The sequence below is a fragment of the Ruegeria sp. BB10 genome, from assembly GCF_056535725.1.
Window position 1 is genome coordinate 211,743 of sequence record NZ_JBQFIW010000001.1, and the last position, 17,705, is coordinate 229,447.

The following is a 17,705-nucleotide window of genomic DNA, read 5'->3' on the forward strand; positions in this document are numbered from 1 at the left end:
GCCGACGACGGAAACAGCGTCACATCCGCTCTTCGGCGGACTTGCGACCCGGGCATCAGACGGGTAAATGCCCCCTAACGCATATGAGGTTTTCCGATGTCGATTGACCAAAGCACCGCCGCCAAGGTGGCCAAACTGGCCCGGATCAAGGTCGAGGATGACGCGCTGCCCGCGCTGGCGTCCGAGTTCAACACAATCCTTGGGTTCATCGAGCAACTGAATGAGGTCGATGTCGAAGGCGTCGAGCCGATGGTCTCGGTCGAGCCGATGCGCCTTAAACGTCGCGAGGATGTGGTCACCGACGGCAATCAGCAGGCCAAGGTTCTGGCCAATGCCCCCGACGCACGCGAAGGCTTTTTCGCAGTCCCCAAAGTGGTGGAGTAAGACATGAGCGATCTGAACAAACTTGGCCTGGCCGAGGCCCGCGACGCGCTGCGTAAGGGTGATGTGACCTCGGTCGAGCTGACCGAATCCTGCCTTAAGGCTATTGATGACGCGGACGCGCTGAACGCTTTTGTCCATAAAACGCCCGAGATTGCGTTGGAACGCGCCAAAGCGGCTGATGAGCGGATCAAGGGTGGCGACGCACCGTCAATGTGTGGTCTGCCGATTGGTATCAAGGACCTGTTCTGCACCAAGGGCGTGCCTTCGCAGGCCGCGTCAAAGATTCTGGATGGCTTCAAGCCTGAATACGAATCCACCGTGTCGCAGCAACTGGCCGATGCGGGTGCCGTGATGCTGGGCAAGCTGAACATGGACGAATTCGCCATGGGCTCGTCCAACGAGACATCCGTCTATGGCAATGCGGTAAGCCCCTGGCGCCGTGGTAATGATGACGCGCAGCTGACACCAGGTGGCTCGTCGGGTGGGTCCGCTTCGGCCGTTGCAGCCGACCTGTGCCTAGCCGCAACCGGCACCGATACAGGCGGCTCGATTCGTCAGCCTGCCGCCTTTGTTGGCATCACCGGTATCAAGCCGACTTATGGTCGTTGTTCGCGCTGGGGTATCGTGGCCTTTGCATCCTCGCTGGATCAGGCCGGTCCGATGACCAAGAACGTACGTGATGCGGCGATCATGTTGGAAACCATGTGCGGTCACGACGCCAAGGATTCGACAAGCGCCGAATTGGCCGTTCCGAATTTCGAGGCGATGCTGACGGGTGACATCAAAGGCAAGAAAATCGGTATCCCAAAAGAGTACCGCATGGATGGCATGCCCGCCGAGATCGAAAAGCTGTGGTCTGAAGGGGCCGAAATGCTGAAAGCGGCAGGGGCGGAGATCGTCGATATCTCGCTGCCGCACACCAAATACGCGCTGCCTGCCTACTACGTGATCGCACCGGCTGAGGCCTCGTCGAACCTCGCGCGCTATGACGGTGTCCGCTATGGCCGCCGCGCTCAGTTGGCGCAGGGCGACGGCATCACCGAGATGTACGAAAAGACCCGCGCCGAAGGGTTTGGTCACGAAGTGCAGCGCCGCGTCATGGTCGGTACATATGTACTGTCCGCAGGTTTCTACGACGCTTACTATAATCGCGCGCGTCGCGTCCGTACCCTGATCAAGAAAGACTTCGAAGATGTCTTCGCCGCAGGTGTCGACGCGATCCTGACCCCGGCAACGCCGTCGGCCGCTTTCGGCCTGGGTGAAATGACCGAGGCGGACCCGGTTCAGATGTATCTGAACGACGTCTTTACGGTGACAGTGAACCTGGCCGGTCTGCCGGGCATCTCTGTGCCTGCCGGTCTGGACAAACAGGGCCTGCCGCTGGGTCTGCAGCTGATTGGTCGCCCGTGGGAAGAGGGCGATCTGCTCAACACGGCCTATGCGCTGGAAAACGCCGCCGGGTTTGTGGCCAAGCCTGGCAAATGGTGGTAATCCTCAAGTCAGGCAAGACAACGCAAGACGGAGCAGCTGGATGCGCTTTACGCTTCTGATCCCCGCAATCGGGTTCGTGGCCGCCTGTAATACGGTGGCCCCGATAGGTGGCACGGATTTCAACACCCCCACCTATCAGGCACAGCGTGAGGCCCAGTTGGCGGGGCAGGGATATACTGGCAACCCGCTGCTTGGCCCGCCCGACGTGTCAGAACAGCAGCTGGGCGCGCCTGGCACAGTAGCCCCGTTGCCAACCGGCGAAAATGCCGACATCGCTTCGGCGACCGCGGCTGCGCTGGCTGGCACCTCAGGGCAAGGCGCGATCACTCCGGCACCGTCGCCCGTCGAAGACCCCACCAACAACGCGATTTCCGATGAGCAGGATTTTGGAGCGGTCTCTGACCGTCGCACCATCGAATCCGACGCCGCATTGATCGAACAGAACCGCCAGACCTATGAGGTGGTCGCGCCCACCGCCGTTCCGGAACGTGGAACGGATGGTCAGCCCAATATCGTGCAATACGCGCTGAACACATCGAACCCGGTCGGGACCCAACTATACAGCCGTGCAGGTCTGAACCTTCAGGCCAAGGCGCAGCGCAATTGCGCCCGCTTTCCATCCCCGGATCAGGCTCAGATTGAGTTCCTGTCCAACGGTGGCCCGCAACGCGACCGCAAGGGACTTGACCCGGATGGCGATGGCTACGCTTGTGGCTGGGACCCCAGCCCGTTCCGCAGTGCCGTCAACAACTGAGCCGCTGACGCCTAACTGGCACCCGTCCCCTAACTTTGGCGAACGCAGGGATGGGCTGACCCCGTCGCTGATCGTGCTGCACTATACCGCGATGGACAGCGCAACCGAGGCGCTGGACCGGCTGTGCGACCCTGCCCATGAAGTATCCGCGCATTACCTGATCGGTGGGGATGGTACACTCTGGCAGATGGTGCGCGAGGAGGATCGGGCCTGGCATGCCGGGGCGGGTGAGTGGCATGGCCAGAGCGATATCAATTCCCGTTCGATCGGAATTGAACTGGACAACACCGGCGCGCACCCTTTTTCCGAGCTGCAGTTGGACGTTTTGGAAACCCTGTTACACCAGATCATGAACCGGTGGGCTATCCCCCCTGAACATGTAATTGGCCATTCCGACATGGCACCGGGCCGTAAGTCCGATCCCGGTCCGCGCTTTCCTTGGCAGCGGCTGGAACACATGGCCCTTGCCGGAAAGCGCTCTCAACACGACCCTGGCAAAACCCCTTTAAATACGTTCAATGCGTTGGCGCGCGCAGCAGGTTACTCGGCGGAGACGGACCATGACACGCTTCTGGCCGCGGTACGCCTCAGATATCGTCCATGGGGTGACGGCCCGTTGGAACCGGCTGACCTTATACCCTTGATCAAGAAAACCTGATCCGCACTTGACGCCGCCGTACCCAGAGCATACCCACACCCCGCGCGGAGGGACGGATGGCCGCTGGGGCGTATGCCCGAGAGGAAAGTCCGGACTCCACAAGACAACGGTGCCGGGTAACGCCCGGGCGGGGCAACCCGACGGAAAGCGCCACAGAAATCAGACCGCCGCACCATTGCAGAGGTTCGCCTCAGGCAATAAGCGGTAAGGGTGAAACGGTGGGGTAAGAGCCCACCGCGCCGCTGGCAACAGCGGCGGCACGGCAAGCCCCACCGGGAGCAATGCCAAATAGGGTCCCCGCGCGGGCCGGTCGGCGTCAGCCGATACCGCCGCTAAGCGCGTCTTGGCCGAGAGGGACCGGGTTGGCAGCTTGAGCCGCGCAGCAATGCACGGCCTAGAGGAATGGTCATCGAAGGGGGTAACCCTGGAACAAGATCCGGCTTACAGGCCCTCCGCGCGTAGATCCCGATTAACGGCCCGGCGCCTTGTAGGCTCCGGTCAGTTTTGCGGCTTTTTTGGTCACAGCGACAAAGTCCTTTGCCTTCCATGCGCGCACGGTTTCAACTTTTGACACCGCGCCTGATGCTGCAACGGCCATGCCTATAGCAACTGCATCCGTGCTTTCCGGCAATTCGCTGACAACCACCACGTCATTGTCGCCAGAGGTCATGTAAAACGCCACCAGCTTACCGCCGGCTTTTTTCAGCAATGCCCTGACCGCGCCCGAACGGTCCACGGGTTTCTTGAGCATTCCCTTAACGCCTTCCGGCGAATAGGACGCGTAGGTAATGAAAATAGGCATGACTACCTCCTGTCAAAAAAGTTAATGCAGAACCTGAAATTTGGCCGGTCCTTCAGCCCTTATGAACGTTTCAGCCTGTCGCGATCTATGAGATTGCGATCAGCCAAACGCCCGCGACGATCAACGCAACACCAGTGAGCGGAACGAACCACCGCACCCGTGGCATCAGCTTTTCCAGCGCGACATAAACGGCAATCCCCACAATCCAATAAAGGTTCATCACACCGCCCACGAACAGCAGCAACATCAACGCCCAGCAACATCCAAGGCAAAACGCACCATGCAGCGCGCCGGTACGAAACGCGCCATAGGCACCGGGCCTGTTGTGGTCGGCCAGGAATTGGGCGGGGCTGCGGCAGTGGCGCAGACAAGCGGTTTTCAAGCTGGACAACTGGTACAAACCGGCAGCGACCAGTACGCATCCGGCAAAAAATTTCGAGTGGATCGTCATCATCGGCCCATCGGACAGTCCGACGCTTTCCATCGCCCATTGCGCCCCGGTTGCAATGATGCTGAACACCGCCCAGGCAACCAGATAGCCCGTCAAAAAAAGCAGGCTGAGACGCGACGCCCGCAACTTGTCCGGCCCCATTCGTTTGATCGCCGTATACAACAGAACGGTGGGGGCAGCGCTGGGGGTCATCATGGCAATCATCATGACCCACCACATCAGGAAAATCAGAACGGCGTAGATCGGCGTCCAGCGTGTTTCAGTCGCCATATTCATCGGCTCGCCAATCGGGCCAGCCATTCGGGTCATGTCGATGGCGGACATGTTCATACCGATGCCCGCAATCGTGTACCAGGACGCGCCCAGAATGATCAGCAGAACGCAGAACACAACGATGCCGCTGTCGCGCCGCAGCACCCGATCTACGACTCCGGGTCGGGGAGGGAACGTGTTCATGTCAGCCTCCGCTACGCGCCGAGGACTCCGTGGCCTGAGATGTTGAGATGCGCCAAATGCGCGTGTGTTGCGTCAAAGGTTAGGCTGATCGCGCCGCCTGTTGTCTTGGCGGTCCCCGAGGCCGCCTCGGCGTGGCGATACTCGAACCCGTTGGGCAATTGTATCGAGGCACGATGCGGCATGCCTGAGACGATATGCGGGATCGGGCTGACCTCTACATCGAAGATACCCGAAACTTTGGCGTATCCAGCACGCTCATCCCGGTTCCACTTCAATTCGATCGGGGCATACAAAGTCTCATGTTTTGTCGGGGCCATGGCGCTATAAACGTACCACATGGTCGCCATTTCGTCGGTGTCTTCACCTTTCATGATGGCCTCAATAGCGGCGCGCTGGTCGGCGCTGGCGGCTTCGTCAATGATCAGCTGCATTTGGCCATTGCCCTCGTGAATGGGGCCGGGCCAGTGGTACACGCCAGCCGCGCGCACCCCGGCCAGATCGGTGTCGCCATAGTTCCCGGATTCGATATCGAACACGACAACAGCCTCGCAATTGCCATGGCTTGGAAGAACGCTGAACTGGCACGGGCATCCAAAGTTGCAGTTGCAATTGGCCAATTCTTCACCCTGAAGTTTCCATTCCGTCATGATAGCCCCCCAAAAACATGCTTAAAACCTCTGCTCGCAGAGGGTTTCGCCTGTTGCTGCCGTTTCGAAATACGAGCCTGTCGTCGGCTTCTTTGTGGGATAGAACGGCGGGACCTTATCACAGAACCGTGATCGCGCCAAACCGGGGCAGGGTGCGACTGCAGGAATTGTGCGCGTTGTGCGCGGAATCTGGTTGACTCGGCTGCGCGACCGAGTAAAAGCGCACGCTCATAGGAATTCAACCGAAAGGCCCCTGCCTTTCCGGACGCAGGAGATAACCATGGCGAAGCCGACGACAATCAAGATCCGTCTGAACTCGACCGCGGGCACGGGCCACTTCTACGTGACCAAGAAAAACGCGCGCACCATGACCGAGAAAATGACCATTCGTAAATACGATCCGGTCGTTCGGAAACATGTCGAGTATAAGGAAGGCAAGATTAAGTAATCTGCCGTCCAGCTTGGACAGTTTTTAAAGGGTTCTGCCGCGGCAGGACCCTTTTTCTTTGCGCATATCCCGATGGGATCGCGCTTGTGGCGTTCCGCGCCGTTGCAACGAAGCATCAGCGATTGGGGCAATCGGATCGTCGACGGGTTGCTTTTTTTGACGTCTTACTCATACGCTTCAACAACTCGTTCCAAAATGTTGGCCGTCATGAAAAAAATCTTGTTTTCCTCTACGATCATTCTGGCCCTAGCGGCCTGTGAAGATCCCTATAACCGCGAAGGCATCGGATTCACGGGTATCGATGGTGAACCGCGCTCGCTTTCGGATGTACCCGGTGCAGTGGGCATCCTTCCGCCTGCAACGAATGTGCCGGCTGAACTGGCTGTTCTGCCTGCCGTGGCCGTCACGACGGATGAGACTGAGGCAGAGAAAGTTGCCCGAGTTGCAATTGAAAATGGTGGGCGCAGCGATACGGACTCGGTGGTTCTGACCGGGCAGGACACCAATCTGTTCCTCAGCACCGTCAATGTGAACGGCACCCTCTATGGTGTTCTGCGCACCCCGAACAACAGCACGCGCGTCGATAATCAGATCGGTGCCAACTTTGGTCGCAACGCGGAACAGTTTACCGGCTGTCTGCCTGCGGGTGACGTTTACCGCAAGGGCTCTTCCGACAGCAGTTCGGGTTTTGCGGTGCCGCTGAACTGCAGCTAAGACCCCGTTCTTTCTAACTTCCAAGGCCTCGCCATTTGAGCGGGGCCTTTGTCTTTTTGGGGCACCGGTCGAGGTGTCCGCCGGGCAGTGAAACGGCTAAATAGGCAAAAGAAAAGGGCGGGTCGTTTTGGACCCGCCCTGTTTGATTGGTGCAGTGTTGAAGCGCGTTATTCTTGCTGCCCCATGAACATCAGCAGGAACTGGAACATGTTCAGGAACGAGATATACAGGCTCAGCGCGCCGTCAATCGCGGCTTTGTTCAACCACTCCTGATCACCATGGGTTGCGTGCGCAATGTAGGTGTTCTTGATGTCTTGGGTGTAGAACGCGGTCAGACCAGCAAAGATCAATACACCAATGGCCGAGATTGCGAACATCATCGCAGGCGATTGCAGGAAGATGTTGATGACCATCGCCACCAGCAGGCCGATCAGACCCATCATCAGGAACGTGCCCATGCCGCTCAGGTTGCGCTTGGTGGTGTAGCCAAAGAGGCTTAGGCCAGCAAAGGCAATCGAGGTCACGATGAACGTCTGTGCGATCGAGTAGGGGGTGTAGATCATGAACACCGAGCTCATCGACACGCCCATTACGGCGGCGAAGACGAAAAAGCCCAGCTGTACGGCTGCAGCCGATCCGCGCCGCATAAGTGCGCCCCATCCGAAGATTAGGAAGGCCAGAGGCGAGAAGATCACAACCCATTTCAGCGGCGACATGAATAGTGCCCCACCCAGGCTGGTCAGATAACGGTCAGCGCCGATCTGGGCCACTGCGTTGGTCGGATCAGACGTCACAGCAAGACCGGCAATCGCCCATGCGGCGAGCGCCGTGATCAGCATGCCCACGGACATCGTGCCGTAGACTTTGTTCATATGGGCGCGCAGGCCCTCGTCAATCTGGGCAGCGCGCGTACCGGCAGCCGTCCGGATCGTGTCAAATTGTGCCATTAAAGGGTCTCCCTTCACATAATTCTTTTCGCGGTCCGAAACCCGGACCCCGTTCCCAGCAAATATCGGCAACTGCGGGCCGTGTTTCAAGAGTTTAGAGCGGGAAACCGGTTAAAACATGCAACAAAATGGCGACCTGCGTCAGCGGGCCGCCATTCAAAAGGAAAACATGAGTGTCAGAGTCATTTTTGCCAGTATTCCGGTGCATCCCAGAAGGGGCGAGCGGCTTCGGCATCGGCCTGTTCGCGGGTGATTCCGATATCTTCCAGCGCTCGGGCATCCAATCTGGCAAGCGTGCAACGCTGGCGACGCAGCGAGAACGCATCCAACAACATGGTCAGGCCAAAACGACGACGGGGCGGGCAAGGTCTGTGAATTGCAATTTGGGTCATAATATATGTCCTTTCATCGATCCTCGATGAGTTTTCGATCTCTCATCAAGTTCCTTGATTTATATGGCGCACTATGACACATTTTAAAAATGAATGTTTTTGAAGTGATGCATAAGGATTCGTGAACATGCGGAATTTGGACATTACGACATTGCGATCGTTTGTGGCGGTGGCGGATCAGGGTGGAGTGACACGTGCCGCCGGGTTCCTTCACCTGACGCAATCCGCCGTTTCAATGCAGTTGAAGCGTCTGGAGGAGCTGCTGGGACTGGAACTGTTGGATCGCAGTGGCCGAACCATCGCGCTGACAGCGTCCGGAGAACAATTGTTGGCTTATGCCCGCCGGATGATTGCGTTGAACGATGAGGTGATCTCGAAACTCACTGACCAAGCCTTTGAGGGCGAAGTCGTTCTGGGTGTGCCGCATGACATCGTTTACCCGGCTATTCCGCGTGTCCTGCAGCGGTTCAACGTGGATTTCCCACGGGTGCGGGTGCAGTTGGTTTCTTCGTACACGATGCAGTTGAAGGAAATGTTCAAACGCGGCGAATGCGATTTGATCCTCACAACTGAGGCAAGTGCGGGCGAGGGGGGCGAAATCATCGCCGAATTGCCGTTGCGCTGGATCGGGGCGCCGGGTGGATCGGCGTGGCGCAAGCGGCCGATCCCAATAGCGCTTGGCCGTCGCTGCATGTTCCGGCCACAGGTCATCGCGGCATTGGATGAGGCTGGCATCCCGTGGGAGCTGTCGGTTGAAACCGAAAATGATCGCACCATCGAGGCGACCGTCGCCGCTGACTTGGCCGTCCACGCCATGCTCGACGGAACCGAGGCTGCGCATTTGGTTCAAATCGATGATGGCGGTGTATTGCCTGAGCTGCCCGAACATATGATCAACCTGTACGGAGGCGATACCGGACGCGGGCCGTTGGTTGAGGCACTTGCAGCTTTGGTTCGACAGAATTTCCGCATGCTCGGCAGTGCGCCCCTGAAGGCTGTGGTCGGTTAGGGCGTAATCACGACCTTGCCGGTTGCCGCGCGGTCGCGCAACAATTGCAGGCCTTTCTCGGTATCCGACAGGGGCAGCACGTGGCTGATATGCGGCTTGATCCGCCCTTCGGCACACCACCGAAACAACGTGTCAAAACTGTCCTGAACGATCTGCGGCCGAAAGGTCAGATAACCACCGATGTAAAAGCCGATCACCGTCAGGTTCTTAACCAGCAGATGATTGGCCGGAATCTGCGGCACATCTCCGCCTGCAAAACCGATAGGCAGCAGGCGGCCTTCGGGGTTGGTGGCGCGAAAGGCGGCTTTGAACACGTCGCCGCCAACGGCGTCATACACCACGTCCGCTCCGCCCAGTTCCTTGACACGCGCGCGTAAATCCTCGGACGCATCAATCAGGTGATCCGCCCCCGCTGCCTGAGCGACCGCCAGTTTGTCTGCGCCGCGCGCCTGCGCAATTACGGTTGCCCCCATCAGCTTGCCGATCTCGACGGCGGTCAGCCCAACACCACCAGCCGCGCCAGTGACCAGCAGAGTTTCTCCGGGTTGTAATTGGGCGCGGTGATCCAGGGCGATGTGACTGGTGCCATAAGCGATCTGAATCGCGGCGGCGTCCTCAAAGCTGACCGAGTCAGGCAGGGGAATTGCGCGTTCAGCGTCAAACACCCCGAATTCCGCCAGACCGCCCAGACCTGAATAGACCGCAATCCGGTCACCTGGGCTTAGATGCGAAACGCCGGGACCTGTTGTTTCGACCACGCCGGCGATTTCCATTCCTTGAGTGAACGGCGCGGGCGGCGTGTCCTGGTACGTTCCCTTCTGCATCAGCAGATCGGCAAAGTTCAGACCGCATGCCTTGATCGCGACACGGACCTGGCCTTCTTGTGGGGTCGGCACGTCAATGTCGCAAAGCTGGGCGGCGGCGTCCGTGGATGAAATTCTATAGGCCAGCATGGTCGGGCTCCTGTGGTTTGGCGCATAGGTTCGTGCTGACCGGGGAATGTCAATCGCTTACCCGGCGCGGCGGAAAGGACTGTATGGATGACGTCTCAGGCTTCCCCACGGTAACTGCGTGTGCGGGATCGAAAGGGCACAACCTTAGTCCTGTGCATGGCGAAACAGATTCAACCTTCTTGAAAAAAAGCCCAAAAAGAGCAATATTGTCCCAGGTGCTGATTTGGGGGGCATGTTCCTGATTAGGGAGTGGTTAAGGGCGGCTCGCTAGTGTTGCGGTAGTACATGCATGTCGCACACCCGAATTAGTTGTGTGTGTAGTTAAGAGGAGAATACCAATGACCCATCACGTCGATGTCCATGTGGGCAAACGCGTCAGGCATCGCCGCTGGCTGATTGGCATGACCCAACAGCAGTTGGCGCAGCAGGTTGGTATTAAGTTTCAACAGATTCAGAAATACGAGACCGGGGCCAACCGGATCAGCGCGTCGCGACTTTGGGACATTGCCGAGGCATTGGATGTTCCCGTCAGCTTTTTCTTTGAAGGTCTGGAAGAATCTGAAAAGGAAACAGCCGGCAAAAAATCGGTTCCGGCCGATCTGATGGGGGACAAGGAAGCTCTAGATCTGGTGCGCTCTTACTATGCGATTCCGGAAAACCAGCGCCGCCGCTTGTTCGAACTTGCCCGCGTCCTGAGCGACGTCGCCTGAGAGAACCGGGGTTGACTCTGGCACGTGTGATCCGCACGGGTAGCGCATGCAAGAGACAACTTTAAGTGATCTGGATGTAGCCGAAGAAATGGCCGACGCGGCGCGTGCGGCCATTCTTCCGTTTTTTAGACAATCAAATATTGAGACTTCGAACAAGCTGGTCGACGGCTTTGATCCGGTCACGGTCGCGGATCGGAATGCGGAAAAGGCCATGCGCGAGGTTCTGGCCAAGCACCGCCCCGATGACAGCATTTTCGGCGAGGAGTTCGGCCAGACGCAGGGCAATTCCGGCCGGACGTGGGTGTTGGACCCGATCGATGGCACCCGCGGTTTTATCAGCGGCACACCGACATGGGGCGTGCTGATCGCGCTGAGCAACCAGAACGGGCCGTTCTTGGGCGTCATTGATCAGCCCTATATCGGCGAACGTTTCCTTGGATCAGCGGATGTTGCACAGGCGACTGGGCCGACCGGAACTATGCCGCTGAAAACTCGCAAAACCTCCAGCCTGGATCAGGCCATTCTGTTCACGACCTTCCCCGAGGTCGGCACCCCTGAAGACCGCGCCGGGTTCGAGGCTGTGGCCCAACAGGTGCAACTGACCCGGTATGGCATGGATTGCTACGCTTACGCTTTGCTGGCGGCGGGGCAGGTCGATCTGGTGATCGAAGCGGGCCTGAATGCTTATGATGTTCAAGCCCCCATTGCGGTGATCGAGGCCGCAGGTGGTATCGTGACAGATTGGCAAGGTGGTCCAGCCCATGAGGGCGGACGGGTGTTGGCTGCGGCAAATGCCGAATTACATGCGGCGGCGCTAAAGCTTCTGCGCAACTACTGAAACAGCTTGTCGGGTTAAGGCTGGTCAGGTAATCTCTGCCCGGCTGGTTCTTATGCCCGTTTTCCGCCAGCCCATACCTTCTTGCACGAAACGGGCGGATGCAAGGAGGGCGACATGACCGAAATCCTGATCAAGAACGCAGACACCATCCTGACGATGGATGACACACGCCGCGAGTTTTCCGGCGCGGATATCCTGATCCGTGGTGGACAGATCGAACAAGTCGGCCACGGGCTGCAAACAACTGGAGAGGTGCATGACGCAACAGGATGCGTCGTAACGCCGGGACTGGTGAATACTCATCACCACCTTTACCAAAGCCTGACCCGCGCGGTGCCCGGTGGGCAAGATGCGCTGCTGTTTGGCTGGCTTAAGACGCTGTATCCCATCTGGTCCCGCTTTGGGCCCGAAGAAATGTTTGTCTCGGCCCAGATCGGGTTGGCCGAGCTGGCGCTGTCAGGGTGTACACTCAGTTCCGACCACCTTTACCTGTACCCCAACGGTGCCCGGCTGGATGACACGATTGCTGCCGCCGCCGAGATCGGAATGCGATTCCATCCGACGCGCGGTGCGATGAGTATCGGGGAAAGCGACGGAGGTCTGCCGCCCGACGCCTTGGTCGAAAAAGAGAAAGCGATTCTGGACGACATGATCCGTGTGGTCGACGCGTTTCATGACCCGTCCGAAGGCGCAATGTGCCGTGTAGGGCTTGCACCGTGTTCGCCATTTTCCGTCAGCCGTGACCTGATGCGCGATGCTGCGCTTCTCGCTAGGAACAAGGGCGTTATGCTGCATACTCATCTGGCGGAAAATGACGAGGACATCGCCTATTCGCAGGCCCAGTTTGGCTGCCGTCCGGGCCAATATGCCGAGGATTTGGGCTGGACCGGCACGGACGTCTGGCACGCCCATTGCGTCAAACTGGATGGGGTGGAAATAGACCTGTTCGCCAAAACACAAACCGGCGTCGCGCATTGCCCCTGTTCCAATTGTCGGCTGGGTTCGGGCATCGCGCCGGTGCGCGAGATGCGGGATCACGGCGTGCCTGTTGGACTGGGCGTGGATGGTTCAGCGAGCAATGACATTGGCAACATGATCCTCGAGGCGCGTCAGGCCATGCTGTTGCAACGGGTAGCCAACGGCGCGGATGCCATGTCGTCGCGCGAAGTGCTAGAGATTGCGACACGCGGTGGTGCAGATGTGCTGAACCGTCCTGATTGCGGACGTCTGGAGCCCGGAAAACGCGCTGACATCGCGATTTGGGACACAAGCTGTATCGAAAGCGCCGGCAGTTGGGATCCGGCGGCTTTGCTGTTGGCCGGGCCGGTGAAGGTCAAGCACCTGTTCGTCGAGGGCCGCCAGATCGTATGTGACGGGCATGTCACCAGTTTGGACATGCCCCGCGTGATCGAGCGGCAGAACCAGCTGGCCCGCGCCCTGCAAGTCTAGTTGGAAACACGTTGACCGGCGATCCAGACCTCTGCGATCGCCCGGTCATCGCCCATCATGATGGTGGGAAAGATGGCCTCCCACAGGTTCTCGGCGCAGGCTTCGCGCTGGGCAATGGCGGGAGTCGAGGCGAGGTCGAGCACGATCAGATCAGCCTCCATCCCCGGTGCAACGTTGCCGATGCAATCGTCCATCCTTAGCGTACGTGCTGAGCCAACCGTGCTTAGCCACAAAAGTTGCGCGGCGTGCAGCGGCGCCCCGCGCAGTTGTCCGATTTCATAAGCTGCTGCCATCGTTCGCAGCATCGAAAAACTGGACCCGCCGCCGGTATCCGTCGCCAACCCGACGCGATGGCCGTCACGCATCAACCCCGCCATATCGAACAAGCCAGAGCCGATGAATGTGTTCGAGGTCGGGCAGTGGATTAGCGCCGCGTCGACCTCGCGCAGGCGATCACGTTCGCGTGCCTCAAGATGGATAACGTGGCCATACAGGCCGTTCGACCCTAATAGGCCAAATTTTTCATAGGTATCCAAATAATCGCGTGCCTCGGGGAATAGCTCGCGGACCCAGGCGATCTCATCGGTTTGTTCGCTCAGGTGGGTTTGCATCAGGCAATGCGGGTAATCGGCCCAGAGCGCGCCCATGGCTTCCAGTTGTTCCGGCGTGGACGTGGGCGAAAAACGCGGGGTGATAGCATAAGACAGGCGATCTATGCCGTGCCAGTTCTCAAGCAGCGTCTGGGACTGATCATAACCCGTTTGCGCCGTGTCCCGCAGCCCCTCGGGCGCATTGCGGTCCATGCAGGTTTTGCCCGCCACAACCCGTTGGTTGCGCTTTTGCGCGGCGGTAAAAAATGCATCAACGCTTTCGGGGTGAATGGTGCAGAAACTGCACATGGTCGTGGTGCCGTGCGCAGCTGTCAGGTCGAGATAGCGATTGGCGATTTCACCGGCATAGGCCGGATCACCGAATTTCATCTCTTCGGGAAAGGTATAGGTGTTCAACCAGTCGATCAGACGTTTGCCCCAACTGGCGATCATCGCTGTTTGGGGATAGTGGACATGCGCATCGACGAAACCTGCCATGATCACGTTCTGGCCGTGATCCACCACGTTGGCCTCGGAGTTGTTGGCGCACAGGCTTTCGGCATCCCCAACAGCGGATATTCGGTCGTCTTCAACCAGAACGGCCCCGCTGATTTTCACGGCTTCGGTCGGTTCTCCTTCAAAAGGGGAACCCGTAAAGCTCAGAACACGACCTTTCAGCAGCGTTTTTTGCGCCATTTTCATCCATCTCCGCCTGAATAGGACTGTGAAACAGCATAGGCGGGCGAAACTTGCCGGTAAATCGGCGCATTGTCATTGTTTTCCGGTAGCTGCTTCTTCTAATTAGGGGGCAATGAGCGCGCGAAACGGGGGCAGACATGACAACAGGCTTTGATGAACCCGTAACCGAGTCCACAAGTGACGAAGACGTCTATGCGCTGGATCGCAAGACTGTGGCGGATATCCTGTACGCGGTCGAAGTGGATGATCGCGACAAACTGATCGAGCTGATGGATCCGCTGCACGCTGCGGACATCGCCGACCTTCTGGAACAGATCAGCCCTCAGGAACGCGCCCAACTGATCCGTCTGTACGACAAGGAATTCGACGGTGATATCTTGTCGGAACTGGATGAGGCCGTTCGTGAAGAGGTTATCGAGGTTCTGCGCCCGGACGTTCTGGCCGACGCTGTACGGGACATGGAAAGCGACGATGTTGTCGACCTTCTAGAAGACCTCGAAGAACCGCAGCAAGAGGCCATCCTTGACGCGCTAGAGGATTCTGAGCGGATCGCGGCCGAGCAGGCGCTGTCCTACCCCGAAAACTCGGCCGGCCGCCTTATGCAGCGCGAGGTTGTCATGGCCCCCGAACATTGGACCGTTGGGCAGGCCATCGACTTTATGCGGGCCAATGACGACCTGCCGGAACAGTTCTATCACGTTGTTTTGGTCGATCCCCGGTTGAAACCGGTAGCGCAGGTCATGCTGGGCAAGCTGATGGCCGCTCGGCGTGAGGTGCCGCTGCACGACATCGCCGAAGAAGAGTTCCACACTATTCCTGTCGATCAGGACGAAGAGGACGTGGCATATGCGTTCAACCAGTATCACCTGATCTCGTCGCCCGTGGTCGATGCAGACGGGCGGCTAGTCGGTGTGATCACCATCGACGACGCGATGGTTGTTCTGGATGAGGAATACGAAGAGGACATGCTGCACCTTGCGGGTGTCAGCAACGAGAGCTCGCTGTCCGACAGCGTTGCCGCGACCAGCAAGCGTCGCCTGCCGTGGCTGGCGGTGAATCTGTGCACGGCGATTTGCGCCTCGTTGGTGATCTCGCAGTTTGAGGCGGCGATTGATCAGTTGGTGGCGCTGGCCATCCTGATGCCGATCGTGGCGTCGATGGGCGGCAATGCGGGCACTCAGTCGCTGACTGTTGCGGTGCGGGCCTTGGCGACGCGCGACCTTACGGGTTCCAACGTTTTGCGCGTGATCCGGCGGGAATTGTTGGTGGGGATGCTGAACGGCCTGTGTTTCGCCATCGTTTTGGGAACCGTCGGGATGATGTGGTTTGATTCCGCGCTGCTGGGTGTCGTGATCGGTGCCGCCTTGGTCGTGAACATGATCATCGCGGGGTTCATTGGTACGGTAGTACCTGTGGTGCTGGACCGTTTGGGCGCTGACCCGGCGCTTGCCTCCGGCACCTTCGTGACGACCACAACGGACGTCATGGGGTTCTTCCTGTTTCTTGGGCTCGCCAGCGTGGTACTACTGTGACCGATCTAACCGAAATCAAAGCTGCGGCGCGCAAAGCGGCTTTTGCACGCCGTAAGGTTGCATTTGACACCCGTCTGCCCGGTGCGGCGGGGCGCTTGTCCGAAGTTCTGGCAGGTCATCGAGGCGTGCCCCTGTCCGGCTACATGCCGATCCGAACCGAGATTGATCCGGTGCCGGCGATGGCCGAGGCCTCGGCTTATGGACCGGTCGGCGTGCCGGTTATACAGGCTGCAGGTCAACCGCTGAAGTTTTCGCGCTGGACCCCAGAGGGTACGCTGAAAGATGGCCCATTCGGAGCTAAAGTGCCCGAGGTCGACGATTACTTCGATCCGGAAATCCTGATCGTGCCGCTGGTCGCTTTCGATGCGCAGGGCGGGCGGCTGGGTTACGGCGGCGGCTTTTATGACCGCACGCTGGAAGGCCTGCGCGCCATACGTTCAACACTGGCCATTGGCTTTGCCTTTGACGCGCAGCAGGCCGAGGGTCTGCCGTTGGAGCCAACGGATCAGCCATTGGACATGGTAATTACGGAAAGCCGGGTTCTGACGTTTCCGGCCTGATCACCTCAGCCCGGATTGTTTTCACGGAAGAACTCCCACGCGTCCACTTCGCGCCCATCCGGCAAAATACAAACACCTGTCTGGCCATTGTCGCCATCGCGGATTTCGTACTTGGCACCTGCGTCGATGCAATGGGTCGCCGCCGGGTTTGCCAGTTGTGGCGCAAGTTCGTGCGGCGTTATGGGCTGACAGGCGGTCAAAATCGCGAGCCCGACGGCCGCCAGAAGGATGCGAGACATAAAGATTCTCCTGTGTAATGTGCTTTGACAGATTATGCAGGCAGCTTAATCACTTGTGCTTGGTCATTGCCACACTTAGGACAGGTTGGATGAGGATACTTTTTCTGGGTGACGTCATGGGCCGCGCGGGACGCACGGCCATACAGCAACATCTGCCGCGTTTGCGCGACGAATGGCGGCTGGATTTCGTTGTGGTCAATGGCGAGAATGCCTCGAACGGGATGGGGTTGACCGGTGATCATGCCAAGTTGCTGCTGGACGCGGGCGCGGACTGTCTAACGCTGGGCGATCACGCGTTCGATCAGAAAGAAATGCTGCAATTCATCGAGAGCGAACCGCGTATCGTGCGCCCGGTGAATTTTGCCAAGGGTGCGCCGGGGCGGGGGCATCGGTTGTATACAGCCCCAGGTGGGCGCAAGGTTCTGGTGGTGCAGGTTCTGGGGCAGGTCTTTATGAAACGGCCCTTTGACGATCCGTTCTCGGCGGTTGAGCCCATTCTGAAGTCCCACCCGCGTGGCGGGCAGGCCCAGGCGATCATCGTGGATATGCATTGCGAGGCCACGTCTGAGAAGATGGCGATGGGCCATTATTGCGACAAACGTGCCAGCCTTGTGGTCGGCACGCATACGCATGTTCCAACTGCGGATGCACAGATCCTGCCGGGTGGCACGGCGTATCTGACCGATGCGGGGATGTGTGGCGACTATGACTCGGTGATCGGGATGGACAAGGTCGAGCCGATGCGCCGCTTTATCACCGGCATGCCCAAGGCGCGGTTCACCCCGGCCAATGGCGAAGCAACGCTGAGCGGTGTGTTCGTTGAAACCGATGACCGCGACGGGCGGGCAAAATCTGTGCAAATGGTGCGCGTCGGTGGGCGTTTGCAGCAGGCCGGGCCGCAATAAGGCGATGTCAGGCTTGCTCTGCCGCGCGCAATGCGTGACACTGGCTGCCGGGCGCGCAAGCCAGGCTAGGGTTCGGA

At 58.8% G+C, this 17,705-nt stretch carries 21 protein-coding genes and 1 other RNA gene; 14 read left to right on the forward strand and 8 right to left on the reverse strand.

Annotated elements, in window-relative coordinates; all coding sequences use genetic code 11:
- The first annotated feature begins 96 nt into the window (after positions 1 to 96).
- The 5 genes from gatC to rnpB all read left to right on the forward strand — a co-directional run bounded on the left by gatC (position 97) and on the right by rnpB (position 3,747).
- Entirely contained in the window at positions 97 to 384 is a 288-nt protein-coding gene (gatC, locus tag ACR3EP_RS01065; RefSeq protein ID WP_058280141.1) for an Asp-tRNA(Asn)/Glu-tRNA(Gln) amidotransferase subunit GatC, read from the forward strand.
- Positions 385 to 387: 3 nt separating this feature from the next.
- Positions 388 to 1,875 carry an Asp-tRNA(Asn)/Glu-tRNA(Gln) amidotransferase subunit GatA gene (gatA, locus tag ACR3EP_RS01070; protein WP_170548000.1) on the forward strand — a complete coding sequence of 496 codons (1,488 nt, stop codon included), beginning with the start codon at positions 388 to 390 and terminating at the stop codon, positions 1,873 to 1,875.
- 40 nt (positions 1,876 to 1,915) lie between these two features.
- Positions 1,916 to 2,629, forward strand: a complete 714-nt coding sequence (locus tag ACR3EP_RS01075) for a hypothetical protein (RefSeq protein WP_480635896.1) — start codon at positions 1,916 to 1,918, stop codon at positions 2,627 to 2,629.
- Complete coding sequence (locus ACR3EP_RS01080) at positions 2,574 to 3,287, forward strand: N-acetylmuramoyl-L-alanine amidase (protein WP_254437381.1); 714 nt, start codon at positions 2,574 to 2,576, stop codon at positions 3,285 to 3,287. The genes ACR3EP_RS01075 and ACR3EP_RS01080 overlap by 56 nt, the downstream gene beginning before the upstream one ends.
- 44 nt (positions 3,288 to 3,331) lie before the next feature.
- Positions 3,332 to 3,747, forward strand: an RNA gene (gene rnpB, locus ACR3EP_RS01085) — RNase P RNA component class A.
- A gap of 9 nt (positions 3,748 to 3,756) precedes the next feature.
- Here the strand turns inward: rnpB and ACR3EP_RS01090 are convergent.
- The 3 genes from ACR3EP_RS01090 to ACR3EP_RS01100 all read right to left on the reverse strand — a co-directional run bounded on the left by ACR3EP_RS01090 (position 3,757) and on the right by ACR3EP_RS01100 (position 5,643).
- Positions 3,757 to 4,089 carry a GYD domain-containing protein gene (locus ACR3EP_RS01090; protein WP_170347947.1) on the reverse strand — a complete coding sequence of 111 codons (333 nt, stop codon included), beginning with the start codon at positions 4,087 to 4,089 and terminating at the stop codon, positions 3,757 to 3,759.
- 85 nt (positions 4,090 to 4,174) lie between these two features.
- Complete coding sequence (locus ACR3EP_RS01095) at positions 4,175 to 4,996, reverse strand: DUF2182 domain-containing protein (RefSeq protein ID WP_480635897.1); 822 nt, start codon at positions 4,994 to 4,996, stop codon at positions 4,175 to 4,177.
- Positions 4,997 to 5,007: 11 nt separating this feature from the next.
- Positions 5,008 to 5,643: a DUF1326 domain-containing protein gene (locus ACR3EP_RS01100; protein ID WP_480635898.1), complete on the reverse strand. Its 636-nt coding sequence runs from the start codon at positions 5,641 to 5,643 to the stop codon at positions 5,008 to 5,010.
- A gap of 280 nt (positions 5,644 to 5,923) precedes the next feature.
- On the opposite strand from ACR3EP_RS01100, the gene rpmG reads away from it, so the two are divergent.
- Together rpmG and ACR3EP_RS01110 are read left to right on the forward strand one after the other, a co-directional pair.
- Complete coding sequence (rpmG, locus tag ACR3EP_RS01105) at positions 5,924 to 6,091, forward strand: 50S ribosomal protein L33 (RefSeq protein WP_037309480.1); 168 nt, start codon at positions 5,924 to 5,926, stop codon at positions 6,089 to 6,091.
- 207 nt (positions 6,092 to 6,298) lie between these two features.
- Entirely contained in the window at positions 6,299 to 6,805 is a 507-nt protein-coding gene (locus ACR3EP_RS01110; RefSeq protein WP_170347950.1) for a hypothetical protein, read from the forward strand.
- A 167-nt stretch (positions 6,806 to 6,972) separates the two neighbouring features.
- Here the strand turns inward: ACR3EP_RS01110 and ACR3EP_RS01115 are convergent, their stop codons facing one another.
- On the reverse strand, positions 6,973 to 7,752 hold the full coding sequence (locus ACR3EP_RS01115) for a Bax inhibitor-1/YccA family protein (RefSeq protein WP_170347951.1): 780 nt from the start codon (positions 7,750 to 7,752) through the stop codon (positions 6,973 to 6,975).
- A gap of 182 nt (positions 7,753 to 7,934) precedes the next feature.
- The gene (locus ACR3EP_RS01120) at positions 7,935 to 8,144 is read right to left on the reverse strand and encodes a DUF1127 domain-containing protein (RefSeq protein WP_170516520.1); all 210 of its coding nucleotides are present in this window, start codon (positions 8,142 to 8,144) and stop codon (positions 7,935 to 7,937) included.
- Between the two features lie 127 nt (positions 8,145 to 8,271).
- On the opposite strand from ACR3EP_RS01120, the gene ACR3EP_RS01125 reads away from it, so the two are divergent.
- Entirely contained in the window at positions 8,272 to 9,153 is an 882-nt protein-coding gene (locus ACR3EP_RS01125) for a LysR family transcriptional regulator (RefSeq protein WP_170516519.1), read from the forward strand.
- On the opposite strand, the gene ACR3EP_RS01130 is transcribed toward ACR3EP_RS01125, so the two are convergent.
- Complete coding sequence (locus ACR3EP_RS01130; protein ID WP_480635900.1) at positions 9,150 to 10,106, reverse strand: NADPH:quinone oxidoreductase family protein; 957 nt, start codon at positions 10,104 to 10,106, stop codon at positions 9,150 to 9,152. The genes ACR3EP_RS01125 and ACR3EP_RS01130 overlap by 4 nt on opposite strands.
- Before the next feature lie 338 nt (positions 10,107 to 10,444).
- Between ACR3EP_RS01130 and ACR3EP_RS01135 the strand changes: the two genes are divergently transcribed.
- From ACR3EP_RS01135 to ACR3EP_RS01145, 3 genes are all read left to right on the forward strand, one after another.
- Entirely contained in the window at positions 10,445 to 10,816 is a 372-nt protein-coding gene (locus ACR3EP_RS01135) for a helix-turn-helix domain-containing protein (protein WP_170347955.1), read from the forward strand.
- A gap of 46 nt (positions 10,817 to 10,862) precedes the next feature.
- On the forward strand, positions 10,863 to 11,654 hold the full coding sequence (hisN, locus tag ACR3EP_RS01140; RefSeq protein ID WP_480635901.1) for a histidinol-phosphatase: 792 nt from the start codon (positions 10,863 to 10,865) through the stop codon (positions 11,652 to 11,654).
- Between the two features lie 114 nt (positions 11,655 to 11,768).
- Positions 11,769 to 13,103: an 8-oxoguanine deaminase gene (locus ACR3EP_RS01145; RefSeq protein WP_480635902.1), complete on the forward strand. Its 1,335-nt coding sequence runs from the start codon at positions 11,769 to 11,771 to the stop codon at positions 13,101 to 13,103.
- Here the strand turns inward: ACR3EP_RS01145 and guaD are convergent.
- Positions 13,100 to 14,389, reverse strand: a complete 1,290-nt coding sequence (gene guaD, locus ACR3EP_RS01150) for a guanine deaminase (protein ID WP_480635904.1) — start codon at positions 14,387 to 14,389, stop codon at positions 13,100 to 13,102. The genes ACR3EP_RS01145 and guaD overlap by 4 nt on opposite strands.
- Positions 14,390 to 14,529: 140 nt before the next feature.
- On the opposite strand from guaD, the gene mgtE reads away from it, so the two are divergent.
- The gene (mgtE, locus tag ACR3EP_RS01155; protein WP_480635906.1) at positions 14,530 to 15,924 is read left to right on the forward strand and encodes a magnesium transporter; all 1,395 of its coding nucleotides are present in this window, start codon (positions 14,530 to 14,532) and stop codon (positions 15,922 to 15,924) included.
- Positions 15,921 to 16,484, forward strand: a complete 564-nt coding sequence (locus ACR3EP_RS01160) for a 5-formyltetrahydrofolate cyclo-ligase (protein WP_480635908.1) — start codon at positions 15,921 to 15,923, stop codon at positions 16,482 to 16,484. Before mgtE ends, ACR3EP_RS01160 begins: the two co-directional genes overlap by 4 nt.
- 5 nt (positions 16,485 to 16,489) lie before the next feature.
- Here the strand turns inward: ACR3EP_RS01160 and ACR3EP_RS01165 are convergent, their stop codons facing one another.
- Complete coding sequence (locus ACR3EP_RS01165) at positions 16,490 to 16,723, reverse strand: putative hemolysin (RefSeq protein WP_480635909.1); 234 nt, start codon at positions 16,721 to 16,723, stop codon at positions 16,490 to 16,492.
- An 89-nt stretch (positions 16,724 to 16,812) separates the two neighbouring features.
- Between ACR3EP_RS01165 and ACR3EP_RS01170 the strand changes: the two genes are divergently transcribed.
- Positions 16,813 to 17,628 (forward strand): TIGR00282 family metallophosphoesterase, encoded by an 816-nt coding sequence (locus ACR3EP_RS01170; RefSeq protein ID WP_480635911.1) that lies wholly within the window; start codon positions 16,813 to 16,815, stop codon positions 17,626 to 17,628.
- The last annotated feature ends 77 nt before the right edge of the window (positions 17,629 to 17,705 follow it).